Genomic DNA, 21,415 nt, shown 5'->3' on the forward strand with positions numbered 1-21,415 from the left:
AGAATGGTTAACCGCCCAGATACGCGCTGCGCACCGCTTCGTTAGCCAGTAACGCATCACCGGTGTCTTCCAGCACCACATGACCGTTTTCCAGCACGTAGCCGCGATCGGCGAGCTTCAGTGCCTGGTTAGCGTTCTGTTCAACGAGGAAGATGGTCATCCCCTGCTCGCGCAACTGCTCGATGGTGTTAAAAATCTGCTGGATGATAATCGGTGCCAGACCCAGCGACGGTTCATCAAGCAGTAGCAGCCTCGGCTGGCTCATCAGCGCACGACCTATCGCCAGCATCTGTTGTTCACCGCCGGACATCGTTCCCGCACGCTGAATTCGACGCTCATGCAGGCGAGGAAACAGGTCATACACCCATTTGATGCGTTCCTGAAACTGGTCCTTTTCGGCAAAGAAGCCGCCCATCGCCAGGTTCTCTTCGACCGTCATGCGGGAAAACACGCGACGCCCTTCCGGAACAATCGCGACCGCTTCGCGCATGATTTTCGCCGTCTGCCAGTCGGTAATGTCTTTACCATCAAAGACAATTCGCCCGCTGGTCGCACGCGGATCGCCGCATAACGTACCGAGCAGCGTGGTTTTTCCCGCGCCGTTGGCGCCAATCAGGGTAACGATTTCACCCTGGTTGATATACAAGCTGACATCGTGCAGCGCCTGTATCTTGCCGTAGTGGGCGCTGACTTTGTCGAACGATAACATCACGTTATCCATATTATGCCTCGCCCCCATTATGCTTCTCCTAAATAGGCGCGGATAACATCCGGGTTATTACGAATCTGTTCCGGCGTCCCGTTCGCCAGCGGCGTGCCCTGGTTCACCACGTAAATACGGTCGGAAATCCCCATCACCAGCTTCATATCGTGCTCAATCAACAAAATGGTGGTGTTGTGATGGTTACGCAGTTCAGCAATCAGCTCGTCCAGCTCTTTGGTCTCTTTCGGGTTGAGGCCAGCGGCGGGTTCGTCGAGCATCAGGATTTCCGGCTGGGTCACCATGCAGCGGGCAATCTCCAGACGGCGCTGATCGCCGTAGGCCAGGTTACTGGCCTGCCGGTTGGCATGCTCCAGCAAACCAATACGCGCAAGCCAGGTGGCGGCGCGATCCAACGCTTCACTCTGCGCGCGACGGAACGACGGAGTTTTCAACAGGCCGGAGAAGACGCCGGTTTTCAGCTGCTGATGTTGCGCCACCAGCAGGTTTTCAATCACCGTCATTTCGCGAAACAGGCGCACGTGCTGGAAAGTACGCACCACGCCCATACGCGCGATTTGCTGACCCGGCAGCCCTTCCAGGTGCTGGTCGCGCAGCTTAATCGTGCCGCCGGTCGGCTTATAAAAACCGGTCAGACAGTTAAAGACCGTGGTTTTCCCCGCGCCGTTTGGCCCGATTAACGAGACGATTTCCTGCGGACGCAGTTCCAGCTCAACGTTGTTTACCGCCAGCAGACCGCCGAAGCGCATCATCAGGCCGTTAACGGATAATAATGGCTGACTCATGCCTGCTCTCCTTTCGCTTCCCCGTTTTTCAGCTTCAACTGCGGACGGGTCATCGGCAACAAGCCCTGCGGACGCCAGATCATCATCAGTACCATTAAACCACCCAGCATTAACATGCTGTATTCGTTGAAATCACGCATTAGCTCACGTGACACCACCAGCAGGATAGCCGCGAGGATCACCGCAAACTGTGAGCCCATTCCGCCCAGTACCACAATCGCCAGCACAAAGGCCGACTCGGCAAAGGTGAACGATTCCGGGCTGACAAAACCCTGGCGCGCAGCAAACAGCGTACCGGCAAAACCCGCGAACGCAGCGCTGATGGTAAAGGCGGTCAGCTTGATGCGCGTAGGGTTTAAGCCCAGCGAGCGACAGGCAATTTCATCTTCACGCAGCGCTTCCCACGCACGGCCCAACGGCATACGCAGTAGACGGTTGATGACAAACAGCGAGAAGACCACCAGCAGCAGCGCCACCAGATAGAGGAAAATGACGCGGTCAGACGGATCGTACTTCACATTAAAGAAGTTGCTGAAAGTATCCCAGCCGCCTTCACGGGCGGTACGGCTGAACTCCAGACCGAAAAAGGTGGGTTTCGGGATCTGGCTGATACCATTTGGGCCACCGGTCACTTCGGTGTTGTTGAGCAGCAGGATACGGACGATTTCGCCGAAGCCTAACGTCACAATAGCCAGATAATCACCGCGCAGGCGCAGTACCGGGAAGCCGAGCAGGAAGCCCGCAGCAGCGGAAACCAGCCCTGCCAGCGGCAGACAGGTCCAGAAGCCGAGTCCGTAATAATGGTTCAGCAGTGCGAAGGTGTAAGCGCCGATGGCATAGAAGCCGCCGTAGCCCAGCACCAGCAGGCCGGAAAGCCCCACTACCACGTTTAAGCCGAGGCCGAGGATGATATAAATCATCGTCAGCGTGGCGATATCCACCGTTCCGCGCGACACCATAAACGGCCACGCCACGGCAATCACCAGCAGCGCCACCAGGAACAGCTTCTGTTTAACGGTGGAGCCATCAATCGCCGGCAGAATAAACTTCGGTCCGGAGACGCTCTTCAGCCCCTTCTGGAAAGCAGGACGCAACAGTTGAAAGAGAAAGACCACGCCAGTGCCGATAAACACCCATTGCCAGCGGATATCCGCAGCGGTATCCACCACCAGTTTGGTGCCGTCAAGTTCCAGTTGAACGCCCATAAAGACGCCCGCCAGAATGAAGAACATAGCGGCGGAAAGCAGCGCCATTGCAAAATGCATCGGTTTCATACTTTCTCTACCTCCGGGCGACCCAGAATACCGGTCGGCATCACCAGCAGCACCAGAATCAGCAGCGCGAACGACACCACGTCTTTGTATTCGGTACTCAGGTAAGCAGAGGAGAGCGCCTCGGCAACGCCCAAAATCAGGCCGCCGATCATCGCCCCAGGAATGCTGCCGATGCCGCCCAGTACCGCCGCGGTAAAGGCCTTCATCCCGGCCATAAAGCCGATGTACGGGTTAATTACCCCGTAGAACTGACCGAGCAGTACGCCCGCTACCGCCGCCATTGCCGCGCCAATCACAAAGGTCAGCGCAATCACGCGATCGGTGTTAATACCGAGCAGGCTGGCCATCTTCAGATCTTCCGCGCAGGCACGACAGGCGCGACCCATACGCGAATAGCGGATAAACAGCGTCAGCGCCAGCATCGCGAGGAAGGTTACAATCCAGATAACCGCCTGCATGGTGGTGATGGAAGCAGAGAAGTTTTCACTACTGCCAACAGTCCACTGGCCGTTGAACAGGCTGGGCAGCGCCACATCACGCGAACCCTCGGTGAGGCTGACGTAGTTTTGCAGGAAGATAGACATCCCGATGGCGGAAATCAGCGCAATCAGGCGCTTGGAGCTGCGCACGGGCCGATACGCCACGCGTTCAATACTCCAACCGTAGGCGCTGGCAATCACAATCGCGCCGACGAAGCCCGCCGCGACCAGTAGCCAACTGGAATCAATCCCCATCATCATTAGCGCAGCGATGATCATAAAGGAGACATAGCTGCCGATCATATACACCTCGCCGTGGGCGAAGTTGATCATGCCGATAATGCCGTACACCATCGTATAACCGATAGCGATCAGCGCGTAGGTGCTTCCCAGCGTGACGCCGTTAAACATCTGCTGCAAGAAATAGAGGAACTGCTCGGACATAAGGTAACCTTTCTTAACCCGCCCGTTTTGTACGGGCGGTGGGATAACTCGTCTTCAGCGATTACTTCGCGACGGTCGATGATCCGTCCGCGTGCCACTGGAAGACACCAAACTCAAATCCCTTCAAATCGCCTTTTTCGTCCCATTTCAGCGGCCCAATCACGGTATCAGCCCCGTGAGCTTTCAGATCTTTCACCAGGTCCAACGGCTCTTTGCTACCGCTGCGATCCATTGCAGTTGCCAATGACTGGACGGCTGCATAAGTGATCCACACGTACGGACCGGTTGGATCTTTCTTGTCAGCTTTGAGCGCATCGACGATAGCTTTATTCGCCGGATCCTGGTCATAGCGTTTTGGCATGGTCACCAGCATGCCTTCAGCGGCATCACCGGCGATGTTAGACAGCGACGCATTGCCGACGCCCTCTGGTCCCATAAACTGGGTTTTCAGCCCGACAGAACGCGCCTGGCGCAGCATTTGCCCCATTTCCGGGTAGTAGCCGCCGTAATAAACAAAGTCGATATTTTCTTTTTTCAGGCGGGCGATCAGCGCAGAAAAATCTTTTTCCCCGGCGGTGATCCCATCGAAGAAGACGATGTTGCCTTTGCCCGCTTTCAGGCTGTCCTGAACTGAACGCGCCAGGCCTTCACCGTATTGCTGTTTATCGTGAATGATGGCGATGCGCTGCGGCTTCACTTTCTCCAGGATGTATTTCGCGGCGGTCGGCCCCTGAGAGGAGTCCAGGCCCGCTGTACGCATAATGTGTGCATAACCGCGCTGGGTCAGTTCTGGATTGGTTGCGCCAGGAGAAATCATCAGAATGCCTTCATCTTCATAGATATCTGATGCAGGCTGCGTAGAAGATGAGCACAGATGACCAATAACGTACTGAATGCCGTCATTGACGATTTTGTTCGCTACCGCAACGGCTTGTTTTGGATCGCAAGCGTCGTCATATTCCACAGCGACCAGTTTGTCGCCTTTGACTCCACCTTTGGCATTGATATCTTTTATGGCCTGACGTGCGCCATTAAATTCCATATCACCCCACTGCGCGACCGGACCTGACATCGCGCCAACAACAGCGACCTTGATATCTTCCGCCATGACCGCATGCGACATTGCCAGTGCTATCACCCCTGCGATGATTGTTTTCGCATTCCGTTTCATTTCTGAATCCCCATTCGTGACGTAATTAATATTTTGTATTTATGTGGTTAAAAAGCAGACTGTGCTTTTTTTGCGCTGTGCTATTTTTACCAGTCTCATTAATGGCTTAGCACAGTTTTTTAAGCAAATTACGGCTAAAAGCTCTATTTTTCAGTCGATTAAGAAAAGATAATATTCTGCTTTTCACTATAGATAAACAAAAAAAAGCGCGTTTGTCAGCATAAAATAATGGCACAAAGAGCGGAATAAAATGCTGCATTCCAGGGGATTATCCTGCCTGTTTTTCAATCTCTACTGTTTCAATCTGTCATTACCGTTGTTACAAAACTATTAACCTGGTGAATCACGTAAAAAAGAGAAAGCATCCGGGCGAATTATTTCGGTACACTGATTCCATCTTTTGTGATTTGGACATGCTGTTAATGAAGCTGACCATCGTTCGTTTAGATAACTTTAGCGACCAGGACCAGATTGATCTGGGTAAAATCTGGCCGGAATATTCCGCCTCATCGTTAAGCGTAGATGAAACGCACCGGATTTACGCCGCGCGCTTTAACGAGCGTCTGTTAGGCGCAGTTCGCGTAACCCTGAGCGGCACACAAGGCGCGCTGGATTCATTGCGCGTGCGCGATATCACCCGCCGTCGCGGCGTCGGGCAGTATTTGATCGAAGAAGTGATCCAGGAAAACCCTGACGTGAGTTCATGGTGGATGGCCGACGTCGGCGTTGAAGACCGCAGCGTGATGGCCACGTTTATGCAGGCGTTAGGGTTTACAGCCCAGGAGAATGGCTGGGAGAAGCGCTAAAAGAAAGCCGGATGGCGCTGACGCTTATCCGGCCTACGAAGTGCTCGTTGTAGACCTGGTAAGTATGTAGGCCGGGTAAGGCGAAGCCGCCACCCGGCACTCAATTACTTGGCGTCTGTCGCCGTCCCGTTTGCGTGCCAGTCAAACACGCCGAACTCGAAGCCTTTCAGATCGCCCTTCGCATCCCATGACAGCGGCCCCATTACGGTTTCCACTGAGTTTGCTTTCAGGTATTTGGCAATTTCAGCCGGATCGTCAGACTGGTTCAGGCCGGCCTGCAAGGATTGCAGCGCGGCGTAGGTGGTCCAGACGAATGCGCCGCTCGGATCCTGTTTCTTGGCTTTAATAGCATCTACGATGGGTTTGTTCGCCGGAACCTGATCGTAGTTCTTCGGTTTCGTCACCAGTAAACCTTCCGCAGACTCGCCCGCGATGTTAGACAGCGATACGTTCGCTACCCCTTCCGGTCCCATAAACTGGGTTTTCAGGCCAGCAGCGCGCGCCTGACGCAGAATCTGCCCCATTTCCGGGTGGTAACCACCGTAGTAAACGAAATCAATATTTTCTTTCTTCAGACGCGCCACCAGCGTAGAGAAATCTTTTTCGCCGGCGGTGATACCGTCGAAGAACACCACATCAGCGTTGGCTTTCTTGAGGTTGTCCTGCACGGAGCGCGCCAGGCCTTCGCCGTACTGCTGTTTGTCGTGAACGATGGCAATGCGCTTCGGTTTCACTTTATCGACGATATATTTCGCCGCAGTTGGGCCCTGATCGGAATCGAGACCGGTGGTACGCAACACCAGATTATAGCCGCGCGCGGTCAGTTCTGGCGCCGTTGCCGCTGGGGTGATCATCAGAATACCTTCGTCTTCATAGATGTCTGATGCAGGCTGAGTGGAAGAAGAGCACAGGTGACCAATAACGTATTTAATCCCGTCGTTGACCACTTTGTTAGCAACCGCTACCGCTTGTTTCGGGTCACAGGCATCGTCATATTTCACCATGACCAGTTTGTCACCCTTCACGCCGCCCTTGGCGTTGATATCTGCGATCGCCTGCTCTGCGCCAGTAAATTCCTGATCGCCATACTGCGCTACCGGACCGGACATCGCGCCGACAACGGCCACTTTAATATCCTTAGCAAACGCCATATTGCTCAAAGACAGGGCGATACATCCTGCCAATAACGCTTTACCCTTCATATTCATCCTGACAATCCCCATTATTGTGGTTATTACGTGTGTTGTGATGTTGTTGTTCAGCACTTTATTTCGATTATTGGATAGCCACCCGTGCTTTAGCAGCATACTCTGCTAAAACATACCCGATTTTTATTATTTTGGAATAGCTAAATTTACATCCAGATAACAAATTCGTGTCTGTGGAGGGGAGGAAAGGTCATAGGCCCGATAAGCAAAGCGCCATCGGGCAAAGGTGTTGCCGGATGGCAGCGTAAACGCCTTATCCGGCCTACAAAAAACAAAACCCCCGAATTCACATTCGAGGGTACATTGGCAATGCGCGAAGATTACGCTTCGATCGCCGCACGCAGTTTTTTCATGGCGTTCTTTTCAAGCTGACGAACACGTTCAGCGGAAACGCCGTAGCGATCGGCCAGCTCCTGTAACGTCGATTTGTTGTCTTCGTCCAGCCAACGGGCACGAATGATGTCCTGGCTACGCTCGTCCAGGCCTTCCATTGCGTGGGTCAGTTTGTTCGCGGCCTGATCTTCCCAGTTATCTTCTTCAATGCCGTCGGCAAAGTTAGAAGATTTATCCTGCAGATACAGCACCGGAGCCATCGGCTGGCTGTCAGACTCATCGTCTGAAGACATGTCAAACGTCATGTCCTGCGCCGCCATACGGGATTCCATTTCGCGCACGTCTTTGCTGGAAACACCCAGTTCGCGAGCAACCATTTCGACTTCATCCTGGTTAAACCAGCCCAGACGCTGCTTGGTTTTACGCAGGTTAAAGAACAGTTTACGCTGCGCTTTGGTGGTCGCGACTTTAACGATACGCCAGTTACGCAGGACGTATTCGTGGATCTCAGCTTTGATCCAGTGCACGGCGAAAGAAACCAGGCGCACACCCACTTCCGGGTTGAAACGGCGCACGGCTTTCATCAGGCCGATATTACCTTCCTGAATCAGATCCGCCTGCGGCAGGCCATAGCCCGCATAATTACGAGCAACATGAACAACAAAGCGCAGGTGAGACAGGATCAGCGTTTTAGCTGCTTCCAGATCGCCCTGGTAATGCAGCTTTTCAGCCAGTGCCCGCTCCTCGTCAGCCGACAACATCGGCCACGCGTTCGCAGCCCGGATGTAAGATTCCAGGTTACCAACAGGGGCTAAAGCTAAATTTTGCATTTCTTTGGTCATTCAAATCCTCTCAATCTTTTCATCTGGCGCATTGGCTAAAAACTAATTAACAAAAACCAGTAGCAACAACCATGCCAGAGCTTATGAGCAACGAGAATATCATTCAATCTTTTATCAGACAGTGATTTTATCCACAAGTTCCATGTCGTAATGTGTATAGATTACGCACAAAATGTGACATCACAATGAATACGCCGGGAAGAGACAACAGGGACTCTTTCCCTGCAGAGCGAACTACTCAGTGCAGGGAAAGATTATACCAGAGATTTTTTAATCGGGGGTAAAGTGGCGTAAATGTTGAACCGTGGCAAGCCAGGCTGCCACCCAGCCAATCATCGAGCACACCAGCAGCAATAACAGGCATTCGTCGAATGATAAGCCGTTGATATCAAACTTGGTTCCAAAAACCTGCGCCACTTCAGTTACCGCTGACGACAGACGCATCACCAAAATTTCTGACAAAATCAGTGAAAGAAATGCGCCGGAAAAACCGAGCAGTGCACCACCATAAAGGAACGGACGCAGGATAAATCCATCCGTCGCGCCAATCAGTTTCTGCACGTTAATGGTATCGCGACGCGCAAAAATACTCAGACGTACGCTGTTACCAATGACGAGGAAGACCGCCGCCACCATCAGCACGCCAATCATCGCGGAAACGCGTCCAACAAGGCCCGTCAGCGCCGCCAGGCGAGCGAACCAGCTGTCATCCATCCGCACTTCATCAATACCGTTGATTTGTGCGATGCGGTCACGCAGCGTGTTCAGCGACTCCGTCCCCTGGAAGTCCAGTTTAGGGATAACCACCGCCACGGCCGGCAGCGGGTTCTCTTCCAGCATATCCAGCGCGCCGCCAAAACCAGACCAGTTACGGAATTCACCCAGCGCGTCGTCACGGGAAAGATAATTCACTTTCTCAACGCCCTGCTCGGCCTGCAACTGACCCACCACCCGCGCCGCCGCATCATCATCCAGCGTTTTTTGCAGGTAAACGGTGATCTGCGGGGACGGATAATACTGGCTTGCCGCATGGTCTACGTTCTTATAAACCATGTAGCACACGCTTGGCAGCGTCAGGGAGATGGCAATAACCATCACCGTCAGAAACGTCGCCAGCGGCTTGCTTTTCAGGTCCTGCAACGCGCCCTGGAACGCATAACGTACCTGCTCGTTAAAGACATTGGTTTTACGCGAGTTCGGCTTTGGCGCAGCTTTCGCCCGCTTTGGCGCGTTGCGACCGCCGTCACCCGGCGCACCGCCCGATTTACGAAAGCGATCCAGTCGGCCACCGAACTGCTTGATTTGATTAATAGCGTCACGTCTATTCATGCGCCAGGCCTCCATGCAGATGTCCATCGCTCAGAACCATTTGGCGATAGGAGCGACGGGAGATCAGGCCAATATCGTGCGTGGCCATTAATACCGTGACCCCGACGCGGTTAAACTCTTCGAACAGGCGAAGGATCCCTTCTGACAGCGCGTCATCCAGGTTCCCCGTTGGTTCGTCCGCCAGCAGTACCGCAGGTTTGTTCACCACCGCACGAGCGATGCCCACGCGCTGTTGTTCACCGCCGGAGAGCTGAATCGGGAAGTTTTTCGCTTTGTCCAGTAGCCCGACTTTATCCAGCGCCGCTGACACGCGACGACGAATATCGTCCCCGCTGGCGCCCGCGATGATCAGCGGGATTGCCACGTTGTCAAACACGGTTCGGTCCATCAACAGGTGGTGATCCTGAAAAATCATGCCAATCTGACGACGCAGAAACGGCACTTCACGGTTTTTCAAACGGCTGATGTCATGCCCGCTGAAGTAGATTTTCCCGGCGCTGGGCCGTTCAATTCCACAAATCAGCTTCAGCAGGGTACTTTTCCCCGCGCCGGAGTGGCCGGTCAGAAACGCCATCTCGCCAGGCTGCATATGGAAGGTCACTCCCTGCAGCGCTTGTCTCCCACCGAGATAGGCCTTGCTGACATGTTCAAAGCGAATCATTGTTAATCCTCTCGGGCAAAAAGTGCCTCTATAAAATCGTCCGCTTTAAACGGACGTAAATCCTCGATACGTTCGCCCACACCGATATAACGGATAGGGATGCCAAACTGATCGGCAACCGAGAAGATGACCCCGCCCTTCGCCGTACCGTCCAGCTTGGTCAGGGTGATACCGGTTAAGCCCACCGCTTCATGGAACAGTTTGGCCTGGCTTATCGCATTCTGCCCGGTGCTGGCGTCGATAGTCAGCATAACTTCATGCGGCGCATCTTCGTCCAGCTTCTTCATGACGCGAACGATTTTTTTCAATTCTTCCATCAGGTGCGATTTATTCTGCAAACGCCCTGCGGTATCAGCGATCAGCACGTCTACGTTACGCGCCTTCGCCGCCTGGATGGCATCAAAGATAACGGACGCAGAATCCGCACCGGTATGCTGAGCAATCACCGGGATATTGTTACGCTGACCCCAGACCTGCAGCTGTTCTACCGCCGCCGCACGGAAAGTATCGCCCGCCGCCAGCATGACCGATTTACCCTGTTGCTCAAACTGACGCGCCAGCTTACCGATAGTGGTGGTTTTGCCCACGCCGTTGACGCCAACCATTAAGATAACAAAGGGTGTTTTGCCATCAACATTCAGCGGTTCGTCAACCTTCGCCAGAATCTCGCCCATCTCGTCTTTCAGCAAACCGTACAGCGCTTCCGCGTCTTTAAGCTGCTTGCGACTGGCGCCTTCCGTCAGATTCGCAATGATCTTGCGGGTCGTTTCTACGCCCACGTCGGCGATGAGCAACTGCTCTTCCAGCTCTTCAAACAGATCATCGTCGATCTTTTTACCACGGAACAGACTGATAAATCCGGAACCGAGGTTTTCTTTTGTTTTCAGCAGGCTGCGTTTCAGGCGCGCAAAGAAACCTTCTTTAGTTGGTTTTTCCTGCTCCTGGACTGCCTCTTCTTTTACCGGTTCTTCAACGGCTGGTTCTTCTACCGGCACCACTATGACGGCTTCTTCAGCAGCCTCAGCGGCCAGCGCTTGTGCTTCCAGCTCTTCGTCGGTCAGTTGCGGTTCGTTTTCAGCTTCTTCTTCAGCCGCCTCAACGATTTCCACGGTTTCCGCTTCGGCCTGCCACTCTTCGGCAGAAACATCTTCGGTTTTAACCTCTTCCGGCAGCGGCAATTCTTCGCGTTCGATGACCACCGCTGCTGGCGTTTCCACTACAGTTTCAGCAACCGGCTCAATCTCCAGTTGCGCTTGTTCGGCGACAGGTTCGTCTTCCGGCTGCAGTTTTTCGATTTCCGCAACCTGTTCAGTTACTTCAACGACTTCAGCTGCAAAGGCTTGCGTTTCAGCCTCGCTACGGGTTTCCTCGACGTGCGGTTGTTCGTCAACGACGGTAGTTTCTTCAGCAACCGGTTGTTGTTCTTCGTTTTTTACTTCTGTCTCGTTTTCCGGTGCCTGCTCTTTTTGACCAAAGCCCAGCCAGGAAAAAAAGCCACGTTTTTTCTCTTTCGCCATTTGCGACTACACTCCCCCGCTGTTGCTTCATGGCACAGCGTCAACGCTATGTACATAGCAGCTAAAAAAATGATGAAATAGTCTATCACTTAACTTAACTCACATCACCGCCTGGAATGACATGCTATAGGCGGATTGAGCAATAATAGAAATGAAAAAACCGAATCACTCTGGTAGCGGCCAGATTCGCATTATTGGCGGGCAATGGCGTGGCCGTAAACTCCCGGTTCCGGACAGCCCTGGCCTGCGTCCGACCACTGACCGTGTACGCGAAACGTTGTTTAACTGGCTGGCCCCGGTAATGGTCGATGCCCACTGCCTGGACTGCTTCGCCGGCAGCGGCGCGCTGGGTCTGGAAGCTCTCTCTCGCTATGCGGCAAATGCGACGCTTCTGGAGATGGATCGCGCGGTATCTCAGCAGCTACAAAAGAATCTCGCCACGCTGAAAGCCCCCCATGCCCGCGTCGTCAATACCAATACGCTGACATTTTTGGCCCAGACGGGTACGCCGCATAACGTGGTATTTGTTGACCCGCCGTTCCGCAAAGGATTACTGGAAGAAACATTAACTCTTCTGGAAACTCATGGCTGGCTGGCAAATGAAGCGTATATTTACGTTGAAAGCGAAGTAGAAAACGGTTTGCCGCCGGTTCCGGTAAACTGGTCGCTATACCGTGAAAAAGTCGCCGGACAGGTCGCCTATCGCCTGTACCAACGTGAAGCACGAGGAGAATACGATGCTGATTAACCTGGGACGCCTGCTGATGCTGTGCGTCTGGGCATTTTTACTACTGAATATTTTTCAACCCTTTCCACGCCCGCTTAACATCTTCGTTAACGTCGCACTGATATTTATGGTGCTAATGCATGGCATGCAACTGGCGCTGCTAAAAAGCACCATGCCCAAAGATGGCCCGCAGATGACCGGTGGAGAGAAAATCCGTATTTTTCTGTTCGGCGTTTTTGAACTGCTGGTGTGGCAGAAGAAGATTAAAGATCAGTTGAAGAAGTAACTGCGCTCTTTTCGCCCAGCGGCGCGTTGCGAGCCGGGGCGACAAAATTTGTAGGCCGGATAAGGCGTAAGCAGCCATCCGGCATCAGTCAGATGAAATCTTAGCGTTCAGCCGTAAAATCAATAAAACGCGAACCTTTGTAACTCAGCGTGCCTTTATCCCCAACCGTTAACGCATGGTACTGGCGGGCGTCCAAACGAAAGGTTTGCTCGAGGCCGCCGCTTTGTGGCTTAAAGCTGGCTTCATAGCGCATGCTGGTTCCTGCCGGGCTCACTTCCTGCTGACGGGATCGCCGATCGTTAAGCGGTTTTTCCCGTTTGTTACTCACCACCACCTGCTTTTGCACCAGCGGCGCCGCATCATTATCGGCTTTTTCACGCCGCTGCTGGACAAAACGAAACGACGCGGCGACAACGATAAAGATAATGATAATAATGAAAAAAAGTGGTGGTTTGCTCATGTTATTAACCCATCAGAAAATGCGGAAATAAGCATACATTGCCTGTTATGGTGTTGTCATCTGGCTGTGTCGGCCTCTACACTGGACAGTAGAGCCGTGAGCACCCCGCTTACGAAAAAATAACGAATTCAAGGAACTAAGATGCTTTGGTCGTTTATCGCTGTCTGTCTTTCCGCATGGTTGTTCGTGGATGCTTCCTATCGTGGGCCTGCATGGCAACGCTGGGTCTTTAAGCCCCTGACATTGCTGCTCCTGGCGCTGCTGGCCTGGCAGGCGCCAATGTTTAACGCTATCAGCTATCTGGTACTGGCTGGCCTGCTTGCCTCACTGCTGGGTGATGCGCTTACGCTGTTACCGCGCCAACGCCTGCTGTACGCCGTGGGAGCATTCTTCCTGTCGCATCTGCTGTATACCATCTACTTCGCCAGCCAAATGACGCTGTCGTTTTTCTGGCCTCTGCCGTTGGTGCTGGTCGTAATGGGGGCGTTGCTGATTGCCGTGATCTGGACGCGTCTGGAAGAGCTGCGTGTCGCTATCTGCACCTTTATCGGCATCACGCTGATGATGGTCTGGATGGCCGGAGAGCTGTGGTTCTTCCGCCCGACCGCGCCGGCGCTGTCGGCATTTATGGGCGCATCGCTCCTGTTCATCGGCAACATTGTCTGGCTGGGTAGCCATTATCGTCGCCGCTTCCGCGCCGATAACGCAATTGCCGCCGCCTGCTACTTCGCCGGACATTTCCTGATTGTTCGTTCGTTGTATCTTTAAAACGCTTGACTCTGGAGTCGACTCCAGAGTGTATCCTCCGGTTAATACGAAATGATTATCAACCGGAGGATGCCATGTCGACACCCGATACCCGTGGCAAAAAGGTCCCACAATTCTCTTCTTTCAAGCCAGTGCCTGCGCCACAAAAGGTGGATGACTGCTGCTGCGAAGGAAGCTGCTCTACCCCACCGCCCGTATCCGATACCGTACAAGGTACCCGCTATTCCTGGAAAGTGGCGGGCATGGACTGTGCGGCCTGCGCCCGAAAAGTAGAGAATGCGGTCCGCCAGGTCAGCGGCGTCAACCAGGTCCAGGTTCTGTTCGCCACTGAAAAACTGGTAGTCGATGCCGGTTCCGATATCCGTCAGCAAGTTGAAAACGCGGTGCAGAAGGCAGGCTATACCCTGCGCGATGAGCACGCGTCGGACGCCGCTCCCGAGTCACGCTTTAAAGAGAACCTGCCGCTGATTTCGCTGATTATCATGATGGCGATTAGTTGGGGGCTGGAGCAGTTCAATCACCCCTTTGGTCAGATAGCGTTTATCGCCACCACGCTGGTTGGTCTGTATCCCATTGCCCTTCAGGCTCTGCGCCTGATGAAAACCGGCAGCTACTTTGCCATTGAAACGTTGATGAGCGTGGCCGCCATTGGCGCACTGTTTATCGGCGCTACGGCGGAAGCCGCCATGGTGCTGCTGCTGTTTTTAATTGGCGAACGCCTGGAAGGATGGGCCGCCAGCCGCGCCCGCAAAGGGGTCAGCGCGCTGATGGCGCTCAAACCGGAAACCGCCACACGCTTGCGTAACGGCGAGCGCGAAGAGGTGGCTATCAATACTCTCCGGCCTGGCGATGTTATTGAAGTTGCCGCAGGTGGACGTTTACCTGCCGACGGCAAACTGGTCTCTGGTTTTGCCAGCTTTGATGAAAGCGCCCTGACCGGCGAATCGATCCCCGTTGAACGCGCCACCGGCGAGAAAGTCCCGGCCGGCGCCACCAGCGTGGACCGTCTTGTAACGCTGGAAGTACTCTCCGAGCCGGGTGCCAGCGCCATTGATCGTATTCTGAAGCTGATTGAAGAAGCGGAAGAACGCCGTGCCCCCATTGAGCGCTTTATTGACCGTTTCAGCCGGATTTACACCCCGGCCATTATGGCGGTTGCGCTGCTGGTCACCCTCGTACCGCCGCTGCTATTTGCCGCATCCTGGCAGGAGTGGATTTACAAAGGACTGACGCTGCTGCTGATTGGCTGTCCTTGCGCTCTGGTGATTTCAACACCCGCAGCCATTACTTCTGGTCTTGCCGCCGCGGCGCGTCGTGGCGCGTTAATCAAAGGCGGGGCCGCGCTGGAACAGTTGGGTAGAGTCACGCAGGTGGCGTTTGATAAAACCGGCACCCTGACCGTCGGTAAACCACGCGTCACGGCGATTCATCCGGCAAGCGGTATTGGTGAGGCTGAACTGCTGGCGTTGGCAGCGGCTGTAGAGCAGGGCGCGACGCACCCGCTGGCACAAGCGATTGTTCGGGAAGCACAAACGCGCGAGCTGACTATTCCTGTCGCAAAAGAGCAACGGGCGCTGGTTGGCTCTGGAATTGAAGCGCTGGTCAACGGCGAACGCGTGCTGATTTGCGCGGCCGGTAAGCAGCCTGCCGATGCCTTTGCCGGACAGATAAGCGAGCTGGAAAGCGCGGGCCAAACGGTAGTGCTGGTGCTGCGTAACGATACCGTTCTCGGCGTGCTGGCCCTACAGGACACGCTGCGAGACGACGCTCGCAGCGCCATCAGCGAGCTTAATCAGATTGGCGTGAAAGGGGTGATCCTGACCGGTGATAACCCACGTGCGGCGGCCGCCATTGCCGGTGAACTGGGCCTCGAATTCAAAGCGGGTCTTTTGCCGGAAGATAAGGTACAGGCCGTTACCCATCTTAACCAACAGTCGCCGCTGGCGATGGTCGGCGACGGCATCAACGACGCTCCGGCAATGAAAGCGGCCACAATGGGTATTGCGATGGGAAGCGGGACCGACGTCGCGCTGGAGACCGCCGATGCCGCCCTGACCCACAACCGTCTGCGTGGTCTGGTGCAAATGATTCAGCTGGCGCGCGCCACCCACGCCAATATTCGCCAGAACATTGCGATTGCGCTGGGCCTGAAGGGGATTTTTCTCGTTACCACGCTGCTCGGGATAACCGGGCTGTGGCTGGCGGTGCTGGCCGATACGGGGGCGACGGTACTGGTGACCGCTAACGCGTTGCGGTTATTGCGTAAAGGATAATGTGTGCGCCGGGTGCGGCGTTGCCTTATCCGTCCTGGAGGTTACACCGTCTTTGTAGGCCGGATAAGCGTTAGCGCCATCCGGCATAACAAGATTACTGGCCTTTGCGCACCAGATAGCGGTACGGCAGAGAGTCAGTCTCTTTGGCCACCAGCTCATGTTCCATAAAGGTACAAAAGCCGGGAATGTCACGGGTTGTTGCCGGATCGTCGGCGACAATCAGCAGCGTTTCACCCGCCTGCATGCCGCGCACGGTTTTACGTACCATCATTACGGGTTCCGGGCAGCGCAACCCCTGGGCATCAAGAGTATGGTCGGGAGAGGTAAACAGATCGCTCATCGTAGTCTCGTTCATTCAAAAACGGCGTTATTTTACGCTCTGTTGTGGCGTAAGCCAATCAGGTTAACGATTGCGTGAAAAACAACCATTGCAATGTGCTCTTAAAGCAGTATCATGCGACGGTTTTTATTGGGTTCCCTCACCCCATCCAACAAAAAGGTCACAATATGACTCCGTTTACACAATCTCAGCGCGTAAAAGCGTTGTTTTGGCTATCGCTATTTCATCTGCTGGTGATCACCTCCAGCAACTATCTGGTGCAGCTCCCGATCTCCATTTTTGGTTTCCATACCACTTGGGGCGCTTTTAGCTTTCCGTTTATATTCCTCGCGACCGACCTGACCGTGCGTATTTTTGGCGCGCCGTTGGCACGTCGTATCATCTTTGCGGTAATGATCCCTGCGCTGCTGATCTCTTATGTCGTTTCATCCCTGTTCTATATGGGATCGTGGCAGGGCTTCGGCGCGTTGCTGCACTTTAATCTGTTTGTCGCCCGTATCGCCGCCGCCAGCTTTATGGCTTACGCGCTGGGACAAATTCTGGATGTGCATGTCTTCAACCGCCTGCGTCAGAACCGGCGCTGGTGGCTGGCGCCGACGGCTTCCACGCTGTTTGGCAACATCAGCGATACATTGGCCTTCTTCTTTATCGCCTTCTGGCGCAGCCCGGACGCCTTTATGGCCGAGCACTGGATGGAAATCGCGCTGGTCGATTACTGCTTCAAAGTGCTGATCAGCATTATTTTCTTCCTGCCAATGTATGGCGTACTGCTGAATATGTTACTGAAAAGGCTGGCAGATAAATCCGAAATCTCTGCATTGCAGACGAGTTAAAGGTTCATTTTCCGAGTTGTGATAAGATGAACGAATGAGCCGTTATGGCCGTTTATCGAAAGGAAGAAGTCAATGCGCAATCTGGTTAAATATGTCGGTATTGGCCTGCTGGTTATGGGGCTTGCGGCCTGTGATAATAGCGATACAAAAGCGCCAGCAGAGGGTGCTGCCGCGGAGAGTAGCGCCACCGGACAACCGGTCAGCCTGCTGGACGGCAAACTCAGTTTTTCCCTGCCTGCGGATATGACCGATCAGAGCGGCAAGCTGGGCACTCAGGCGAACAATATGCACGTATATTCTGACGCAACCGGCCAGAAAGCGGTGATTGTGATTGTTGGCGACAATACCAACGAAGATCTTGCCGTACTGGCAAAACGCCTGGAAGATCAGCAGCGTAGCCGCGACCCGCAACTGCAGGTCGTCACCAATAAATCTATTGAGCTGAAAGGTCACACGCTGCAGCAGTTAGACAGCATCATCTCGGCCAAAGGCCAGACCGCTTACTCTTCCGTAGTGCTGGGTAAAGTGGACAACCAACTGCTAACTCTGCAAATCACGCTGCCTGCTGACGATCAGCAAAAAGCGCAGACGACCGCAGAAAATATCATTAACACGCTGGTTATCCAGTAACGGTTAAGACGATGACGCGGCCTCCGGTGACACCACCTGAGGCCGTTTTTTTAACCGCCAGGTCAGCAACAACGCCACCGCTACCAGCCCGGCTGCCGCCAGATAGATAACCGGCACGCCCGCCCACGTCATGACCAGCCCGGCCAGCGGCCCGGTAACCCCCAGTGATAAATCCATAAACACCGTGTAGGTCGCCAGCGCAGCGCCCTGATTTTGCTGCGGAACGGCTTTTACCGCCACCACGCCCAGCGCCGGGAAGACCAGCGAGAACCCAGCGCCGGCCAACAGAACACCGATTTTCGCCATCCACGGCATGGAAGCCATCCCGACCAGCAGCAGCCCAACAATCTCGACGCTAAAGCAGATCATTGCCACATTCAGTCCGCCTAAGCGGTTGATGCCGTTTGGGAACAACAAACGCGTGCCCACAAACGTGCAGCTAAAAAGCGTCAGCGCGAATGCGGCGCCATCCCAGCCTTTGGCATCATAAAACAGGGTAATGAAGGTAGCGATTACCCCAAATCCAGCGGAGGCCAGGGCCAGCGCCATACCGTACAACCAGACGCGCCCAAGTACCGCGCGAAACGGCAATGGTTTGCCTTTACTGGCTTTCACCGCCGGACGAGGGAGCGCCAGCAGTATCGCCAGCAACGCCACGCCCATCACGGTCAGCGCCAGCCCCCGTAAGCCTCCCCAGGCATAAAACAGAACGCCCAGCGGAGCGCCTATCGCCATCGCGCCATAAGTCACGATGCCGTTCCACGAAATCACCCGTCCGATGTGCATTGAGCCAACAACCCCCACGCCCCACAGCGTAGAGCCGGTTCCGGCAAAGCTTTGCCCGATGCCAAGAATCACGCGCCCCAGGCATAGCAGCAGCAGACTGGCCAGCGGCCAGCCGTTCGTTGAGCCCGCCAGTAAATAGCCCAGCCCACTTAAAAAGCAGCCGCACAGCCCGAATACCACAATCTTCTTTGGTCCCAGCAGGTCGGCATAGCGACCTGCATGAGGACGGCTCAGCAGCGTAGCGAAATATTGCAGGCTGATGACCAGACCTGCCCAGAAAGCGCTAAATCCCATCACGTCATGGACGTAGCCAGGCAATACCGCGAGCGGCAGGCCGATGGTCAGGTAGCTGGCGAAATTAAACATCACCACAGAAACAATACGCAGATTCAGGCGTAAACCGCTAAGCGTCGGTTCAGCGACGGGTTCGGGCATGGAGGGTCACCACATTTTCACAACAGTGTTTCATTTCTACCATGTTGCAGACTATAAATCAGCAGCCAGTTTAGGAATAACAGACGCAAGCCAACCGCTACACTTAATGCAAAAACGCAAACAGGAAGAAAACATGACAACCGCTCAGCCCGATAAAACGGGTTTGCACATTTTGCTCAAACTGGCCGCTCTGGTGGTGATCCTCGCAGGTATCCATGCCGCGGCGGATATCATTGTGCAACTGCTACTGGCTCTCTTTTTTGCCATCGTATTGAATCCACTGGTCACCTGGTTTATTCGCCGGGGGGTACGTCGCCCGGTAGCCATTACGTTAGTGGTGGTGGTGATGCTGATCGTTCTTACGGCGTTGGTCGGCGTTCTGGCGTCGTCAATCACTGAATTCATGGACCTGCTGCCAAAATACAATAAGGAGCTGACGCGCAAAGTTCTGTATTTGCAAGAGATGGTGCCTTTTCTGAATCTGCATATGTCCCCAGAACGCATGCTGCAACGCATGGACTCCGACAAGCTGATGACCTTCACAACCACGCTGATGACAAGTCTATCCGGCGCCATGGCCAGCGTCGTCCTGTTGGTGATGACGGTGGTCTTTATGCTGTTTGAAGTGCGTCATGTCCCCTATAAACTGCGCTTTGCGCTGAACAACCCACAAATCCATATTGCAGGACTGCATCGGGCGTTAAAGGGTGTATCTCACTATCTGGCGCTGAAAACGTTGCTCAGCCTATGGACCGGCGCTATTGTCTGGCTGGGGCTGGCGCTGATGGGTATTCAGTTTGCTCTGATGTGGGGCGTGCTGGCATTCCTGCTAAACTACGTGCCCAATATTGGCTCGGTCATTTCCGCCGTCCCGCCCATGATCCAGGCGCTGCTGTTCAACGGCGTTTACGAATGCGTGCTGGTCGGCGCGCTGTTTCTGGTGGTGCATATGGTGATTGGCAATATCCTCGAACCCCGCATGATGGGGCACCGGCTGGGATTATCGACGCTTATCGTCTTTCTCTCTTTGTTAGTGTGGGGATGGCTGCTTGGTCCGGTTGGTATGTTGCTCTCCGTGCCGTTAACCAGCGTGTGTAAAATCTGGATGGAAACGACCACAGGCGGCAGTAAGCTGGCAATTTTGCTGGGGCCCGGCAGGCCCAAAAGCCGATTACCGGGATAAACTTGCAAACGGCATGTGAAGAATGGTACACAACCCCATTATTACTAAAGGTTAGCCGTGATATGTACCGGATTGTTCTTGGGAAAGTTTCTGTTTTAAGCACTGGCGCGTTGCCTGTCGCACTGAGTAATCAGGCCCCGCAAGGTGCTCACCGTGCGCGCTGGCTGGCAGGTCGCGTGCTGCTTTCCCATGCGCTTTCGCCATTACCGGACATTGTCTACGGTGAGCAAGGAAAACCGGCCTTTTCCGCCGACACGCTGCTGTGGTTCAATCTCAGCCACAGCGGCGATGATATCGCCCTGTTGCTCAGCGACGAAGGGGAAGTCGGCTGCGATATTGAAGTCGTGCGCCCACGCGATAACTGGCAGACGCTGGCAAACACGGTGTTCAGTCTCGGAGAACATGCCGAAGTTGAGGCCGAATGCCCGGAGCAACAGTTGGCGGCGTTCTGGCGCATCTGGACGCGTAAAGAAGCTATTGTGAAACAGCGTGGCGGCAGCGCCTGGCAAATTGTCAGCGTCGATAGCACCGCACTAACCTCCTCACTCTCTGTCAGCCAGTGCCAGCTCGACGCCCTGAGTCTGGCGGTCTGTACCCCCACGCCGTTTACCCTGACCGCAGACGCCGTGCAGCGTCTGTAACGCCCTCATTCCCGTGCGCCACCGCGCCATATCGTAAGGTTGAAATCGGATGCAACGTATCACCATTACCCTCGATGATGATTTACTGGAAACGCTCGACGGCCTGAGCCAGCGCCGTGGCTACAACAACCGTTCCGAAGCGATCCGCGATATTCTGCGCGGCGCACTGGCGCAGGAAACCACTCAGGAGCATGGCACTCAGGGCTTCGCGGTGCTCTCGTATGTTTATGAGCATGAGAAACGTGACCTGGCGAGCCGCATTGTTTCTACTCAACACCACCACCACGATTTATCGGTCGCCACGCTGCACGTGCACATCAACCATGACGACTGCCTGGAAATCGCCGTGCTGAAAGGCGACATGGGCGAGGTGCAACATTTTGCCGATGACGTGATTTCCCAGCGCGGCGTGCGCCACGGTCATTTGCAGTGCCTGCCGAAAGAAGAGTAATTGCCTGTTTCGTTGCCGGATGGCGGCTGCGC

The 21,415-nt window shown here is 54.4% G+C and carries 23 protein-coding genes; 10 read left to right on the plus strand and 13 right to left on the minus strand.

Features of this window, described 5'->3' with window-relative positions:
• Positions 1 to 7: 7 nt before the first annotated feature.
• From livF to livK, 5 genes are all read right to left on the minus strand, one after another.
• Entirely contained in the window at positions 8 to 721 is a 714-nt protein-coding gene (gene livF, locus OGV80_RS07115; RefSeq protein ID WP_087050797.1) for a high-affinity branched-chain amino acid ABC transporter ATP-binding protein LivF, read from the minus strand.
• A gap of 17 nt (positions 722 to 738) precedes the next feature.
• Complete coding sequence (livG, locus tag OGV80_RS07120) at positions 739 to 1,506, minus strand: high-affinity branched-chain amino acid ABC transporter ATP-binding protein LivG (protein WP_003827578.1); 768 nt, start codon at positions 1,504 to 1,506, stop codon at positions 739 to 741.
• Positions 1,503 to 2,780 (minus strand): branched chain amino acid ABC transporter permease LivM, encoded by a 1,278-nt coding sequence (gene livM / locus OGV80_RS07125; protein ID WP_043018609.1) that lies wholly within the window; start codon positions 2,778 to 2,780, stop codon positions 1,503 to 1,505. The genes livG and livM overlap by 4 nt, the downstream gene beginning before the upstream one ends.
• Complete coding sequence (livH, locus tag OGV80_RS07130) at positions 2,777 to 3,703, minus strand: high-affinity branched-chain amino acid ABC transporter permease LivH (protein WP_043018610.1); 927 nt, start codon at positions 3,701 to 3,703, stop codon at positions 2,777 to 2,779. Before livH ends, livM begins: the two co-directional genes overlap by 4 nt.
• 61 nt (positions 3,704 to 3,764) lie before the next feature.
• A complete protein-coding gene (gene livK / locus OGV80_RS07135) occupies positions 3,765 to 4,874 on the minus strand; it encodes a high-affinity branched-chain amino acid ABC transporter substrate-binding protein LivK (protein ID WP_043018611.1) in 1,110 nt (369 codons plus the stop codon).
• 422 nt (positions 4,875 to 5,296) lie between these two features.
• Here livK and panM point away from each other — a divergent pair, with 422 nt between their 5' ends.
• On the plus strand, positions 5,297 to 5,680 hold the full coding sequence (gene panM / locus OGV80_RS07140) for an aspartate 1-decarboxylase autocleavage activator PanM (protein ID WP_087051963.1): 384 nt from the start codon (positions 5,297 to 5,299) through the stop codon (positions 5,678 to 5,680).
• A 104-nt stretch (positions 5,681 to 5,784) separates the two neighbouring features.
• On the opposite strand, the gene livJ is transcribed toward panM, so the two are convergent.
• From livJ to ftsY, 5 genes are all read right to left on the minus strand, one after another.
• The gene (gene livJ / locus OGV80_RS07145) at positions 5,785 to 6,888 is read right to left on the minus strand and encodes a branched chain amino acid ABC transporter substrate-binding protein LivJ (protein WP_140389828.1); all 1,104 of its coding nucleotides are present in this window, start codon (positions 6,886 to 6,888) and stop codon (positions 5,785 to 5,787) included.
• 320 nt (positions 6,889 to 7,208) lie between these two features.
• Entirely contained in the window at positions 7,209 to 8,063 is an 855-nt protein-coding gene (gene rpoH / locus OGV80_RS07150) for an RNA polymerase sigma factor RpoH (protein WP_003023425.1), read from the minus strand.
• Between the two features lie 270 nt (positions 8,064 to 8,333).
• The gene (gene ftsX, locus OGV80_RS07155; protein WP_016154839.1) at positions 8,334 to 9,392 is read right to left on the minus strand and encodes a permease-like cell division protein FtsX; all 1,059 of its coding nucleotides are present in this window, start codon (positions 9,390 to 9,392) and stop codon (positions 8,334 to 8,336) included.
• Positions 9,385 to 10,053, minus strand: a complete 669-nt coding sequence (gene ftsE, locus OGV80_RS07160) for a cell division ATP-binding protein FtsE (protein WP_003023420.1) — start codon at positions 10,051 to 10,053, stop codon at positions 9,385 to 9,387. Before ftsE ends, ftsX begins: the two co-directional genes overlap by 8 nt.
• 2 nt (positions 10,054 to 10,055) lie before the next feature.
• Positions 10,056 to 11,570, minus strand: coding sequence for a signal recognition particle-docking protein FtsY (ftsY, locus tag OGV80_RS07165; protein ID WP_087051935.1), 1,515 nt, complete (start codon positions 11,568 to 11,570; stop codon positions 10,056 to 10,058).
• A 151-nt stretch (positions 11,571 to 11,721) separates the two neighbouring features.
• Here ftsY and rsmD point away from each other — a divergent pair, with 151 nt between their 5' ends.
• Complete coding sequence (gene rsmD / locus OGV80_RS07170; protein WP_087051934.1) at positions 11,722 to 12,318, plus strand: 16S rRNA (guanine(966)-N(2))-methyltransferase; 597 nt, start codon at positions 11,722 to 11,724, stop codon at positions 12,316 to 12,318.
• Complete coding sequence (locus OGV80_RS07175) at positions 12,308 to 12,583, plus strand: DUF1145 family protein (RefSeq protein WP_043018615.1); 276 nt, start codon at positions 12,308 to 12,310, stop codon at positions 12,581 to 12,583. The genes rsmD and OGV80_RS07175 overlap by 11 nt, the downstream gene beginning before the upstream one ends.
• 100 nt (positions 12,584 to 12,683) lie before the next feature.
• On the opposite strand, the gene OGV80_RS07180 is transcribed toward OGV80_RS07175, so the two are convergent.
• Complete coding sequence (locus tag OGV80_RS07180; RefSeq protein WP_286514293.1) at positions 12,684 to 13,043, minus strand: DUF2500 domain-containing protein; 360 nt, start codon at positions 13,041 to 13,043, stop codon at positions 12,684 to 12,686.
• 141 nt (positions 13,044 to 13,184) lie between these two features.
• Here OGV80_RS07180 and OGV80_RS07185 point away from each other — a divergent pair, with 141 nt between their 5' ends.
• Complete coding sequence (locus OGV80_RS07185) at positions 13,185 to 13,811, plus strand: lysoplasmalogenase (RefSeq protein ID WP_043018617.1); 627 nt, start codon at positions 13,185 to 13,187, stop codon at positions 13,809 to 13,811.
• A gap of 74 nt (positions 13,812 to 13,885) precedes the next feature.
• Positions 13,886 to 16,084: a Zn(II)/Cd(II)/Pb(II) translocating P-type ATPase ZntA gene (gene zntA / locus OGV80_RS07190; RefSeq protein ID WP_043018618.1), complete on the plus strand. Its 2,199-nt coding sequence runs from the start codon at positions 13,886 to 13,888 to the stop codon at positions 16,082 to 16,084.
• A gap of 94 nt (positions 16,085 to 16,178) precedes the next feature.
• On the opposite strand, the gene tusA is transcribed toward zntA, so the two are convergent.
• The gene (gene tusA, locus OGV80_RS07195; RefSeq protein ID WP_003827551.1) at positions 16,179 to 16,424 is read right to left on the minus strand and encodes a sulfurtransferase TusA; all 246 of its coding nucleotides are present in this window, start codon (positions 16,422 to 16,424) and stop codon (positions 16,179 to 16,181) included.
• Positions 16,425 to 16,591: 167 nt separating this feature from the next.
• Between tusA and OGV80_RS07200 the strand changes: the two genes are divergently transcribed.
• Together OGV80_RS07200 and OGV80_RS07205 are read left to right on the plus strand one after the other, a co-directional pair.
• Positions 16,592 to 17,257, plus strand: coding sequence for a 7-cyano-7-deazaguanine/7-aminomethyl-7-deazaguanine transporter (locus OGV80_RS07200; RefSeq protein ID WP_019078120.1), 666 nt, complete (start codon positions 16,592 to 16,594; stop codon positions 17,255 to 17,257).
• A gap of 72 nt (positions 17,258 to 17,329) precedes the next feature.
• Complete coding sequence (locus OGV80_RS07205) at positions 17,330 to 17,887, plus strand: DcrB family lipoprotein (RefSeq protein ID WP_016154847.1); 558 nt, start codon at positions 17,330 to 17,332, stop codon at positions 17,885 to 17,887.
• A gap of 3 nt (positions 17,888 to 17,890) precedes the next feature.
• Here OGV80_RS07205 and OGV80_RS07210 read toward each other — a convergent pair whose 3' ends face one another.
• Positions 17,891 to 19,108, minus strand: coding sequence for an MFS transporter (locus OGV80_RS07210; protein ID WP_047408076.1), 1,218 nt, complete (start codon positions 19,106 to 19,108; stop codon positions 17,891 to 17,893).
• A gap of 133 nt (positions 19,109 to 19,241) precedes the next feature.
• Between OGV80_RS07210 and OGV80_RS07215 the strand changes: the two genes are divergently transcribed.
• The 3 genes from OGV80_RS07215 (at position 19,242) to nikR (ending at position 21,383) form a co-directional block, all read left to right on the plus strand.
• Positions 19,242 to 20,291, plus strand: a complete 1,050-nt coding sequence (locus OGV80_RS07215; RefSeq protein WP_043018840.1) for an AI-2E family transporter — start codon at positions 19,242 to 19,244, stop codon at positions 20,289 to 20,291.
• Positions 20,292 to 20,353: 62 nt separating this feature from the next.
• Positions 20,354 to 20,932, plus strand: coding sequence for a 4'-phosphopantetheinyl transferase AcpT (gene acpT / locus OGV80_RS07220; protein ID WP_200001063.1), 579 nt, complete (start codon positions 20,354 to 20,356; stop codon positions 20,930 to 20,932).
• Between the two features lie 49 nt (positions 20,933 to 20,981).
• Positions 20,982 to 21,383, plus strand: a complete 402-nt coding sequence (gene nikR, locus OGV80_RS07225; RefSeq protein ID WP_043018621.1) for a nickel-responsive transcriptional regulator NikR — start codon at positions 20,982 to 20,984, stop codon at positions 21,381 to 21,383.
• Positions 21,384 to 21,415 lie beyond the last annotated feature (32 nt).

Origin of the sequence: Citrobacter sp. Ce119 (assembly GCF_030334525.1) — a bacterium.
Classification (GTDB): domain Bacteria; phylum Pseudomonadota; class Gammaproteobacteria; order Enterobacterales; family Enterobacteriaceae; genus Citrobacter; species Citrobacter europaeus.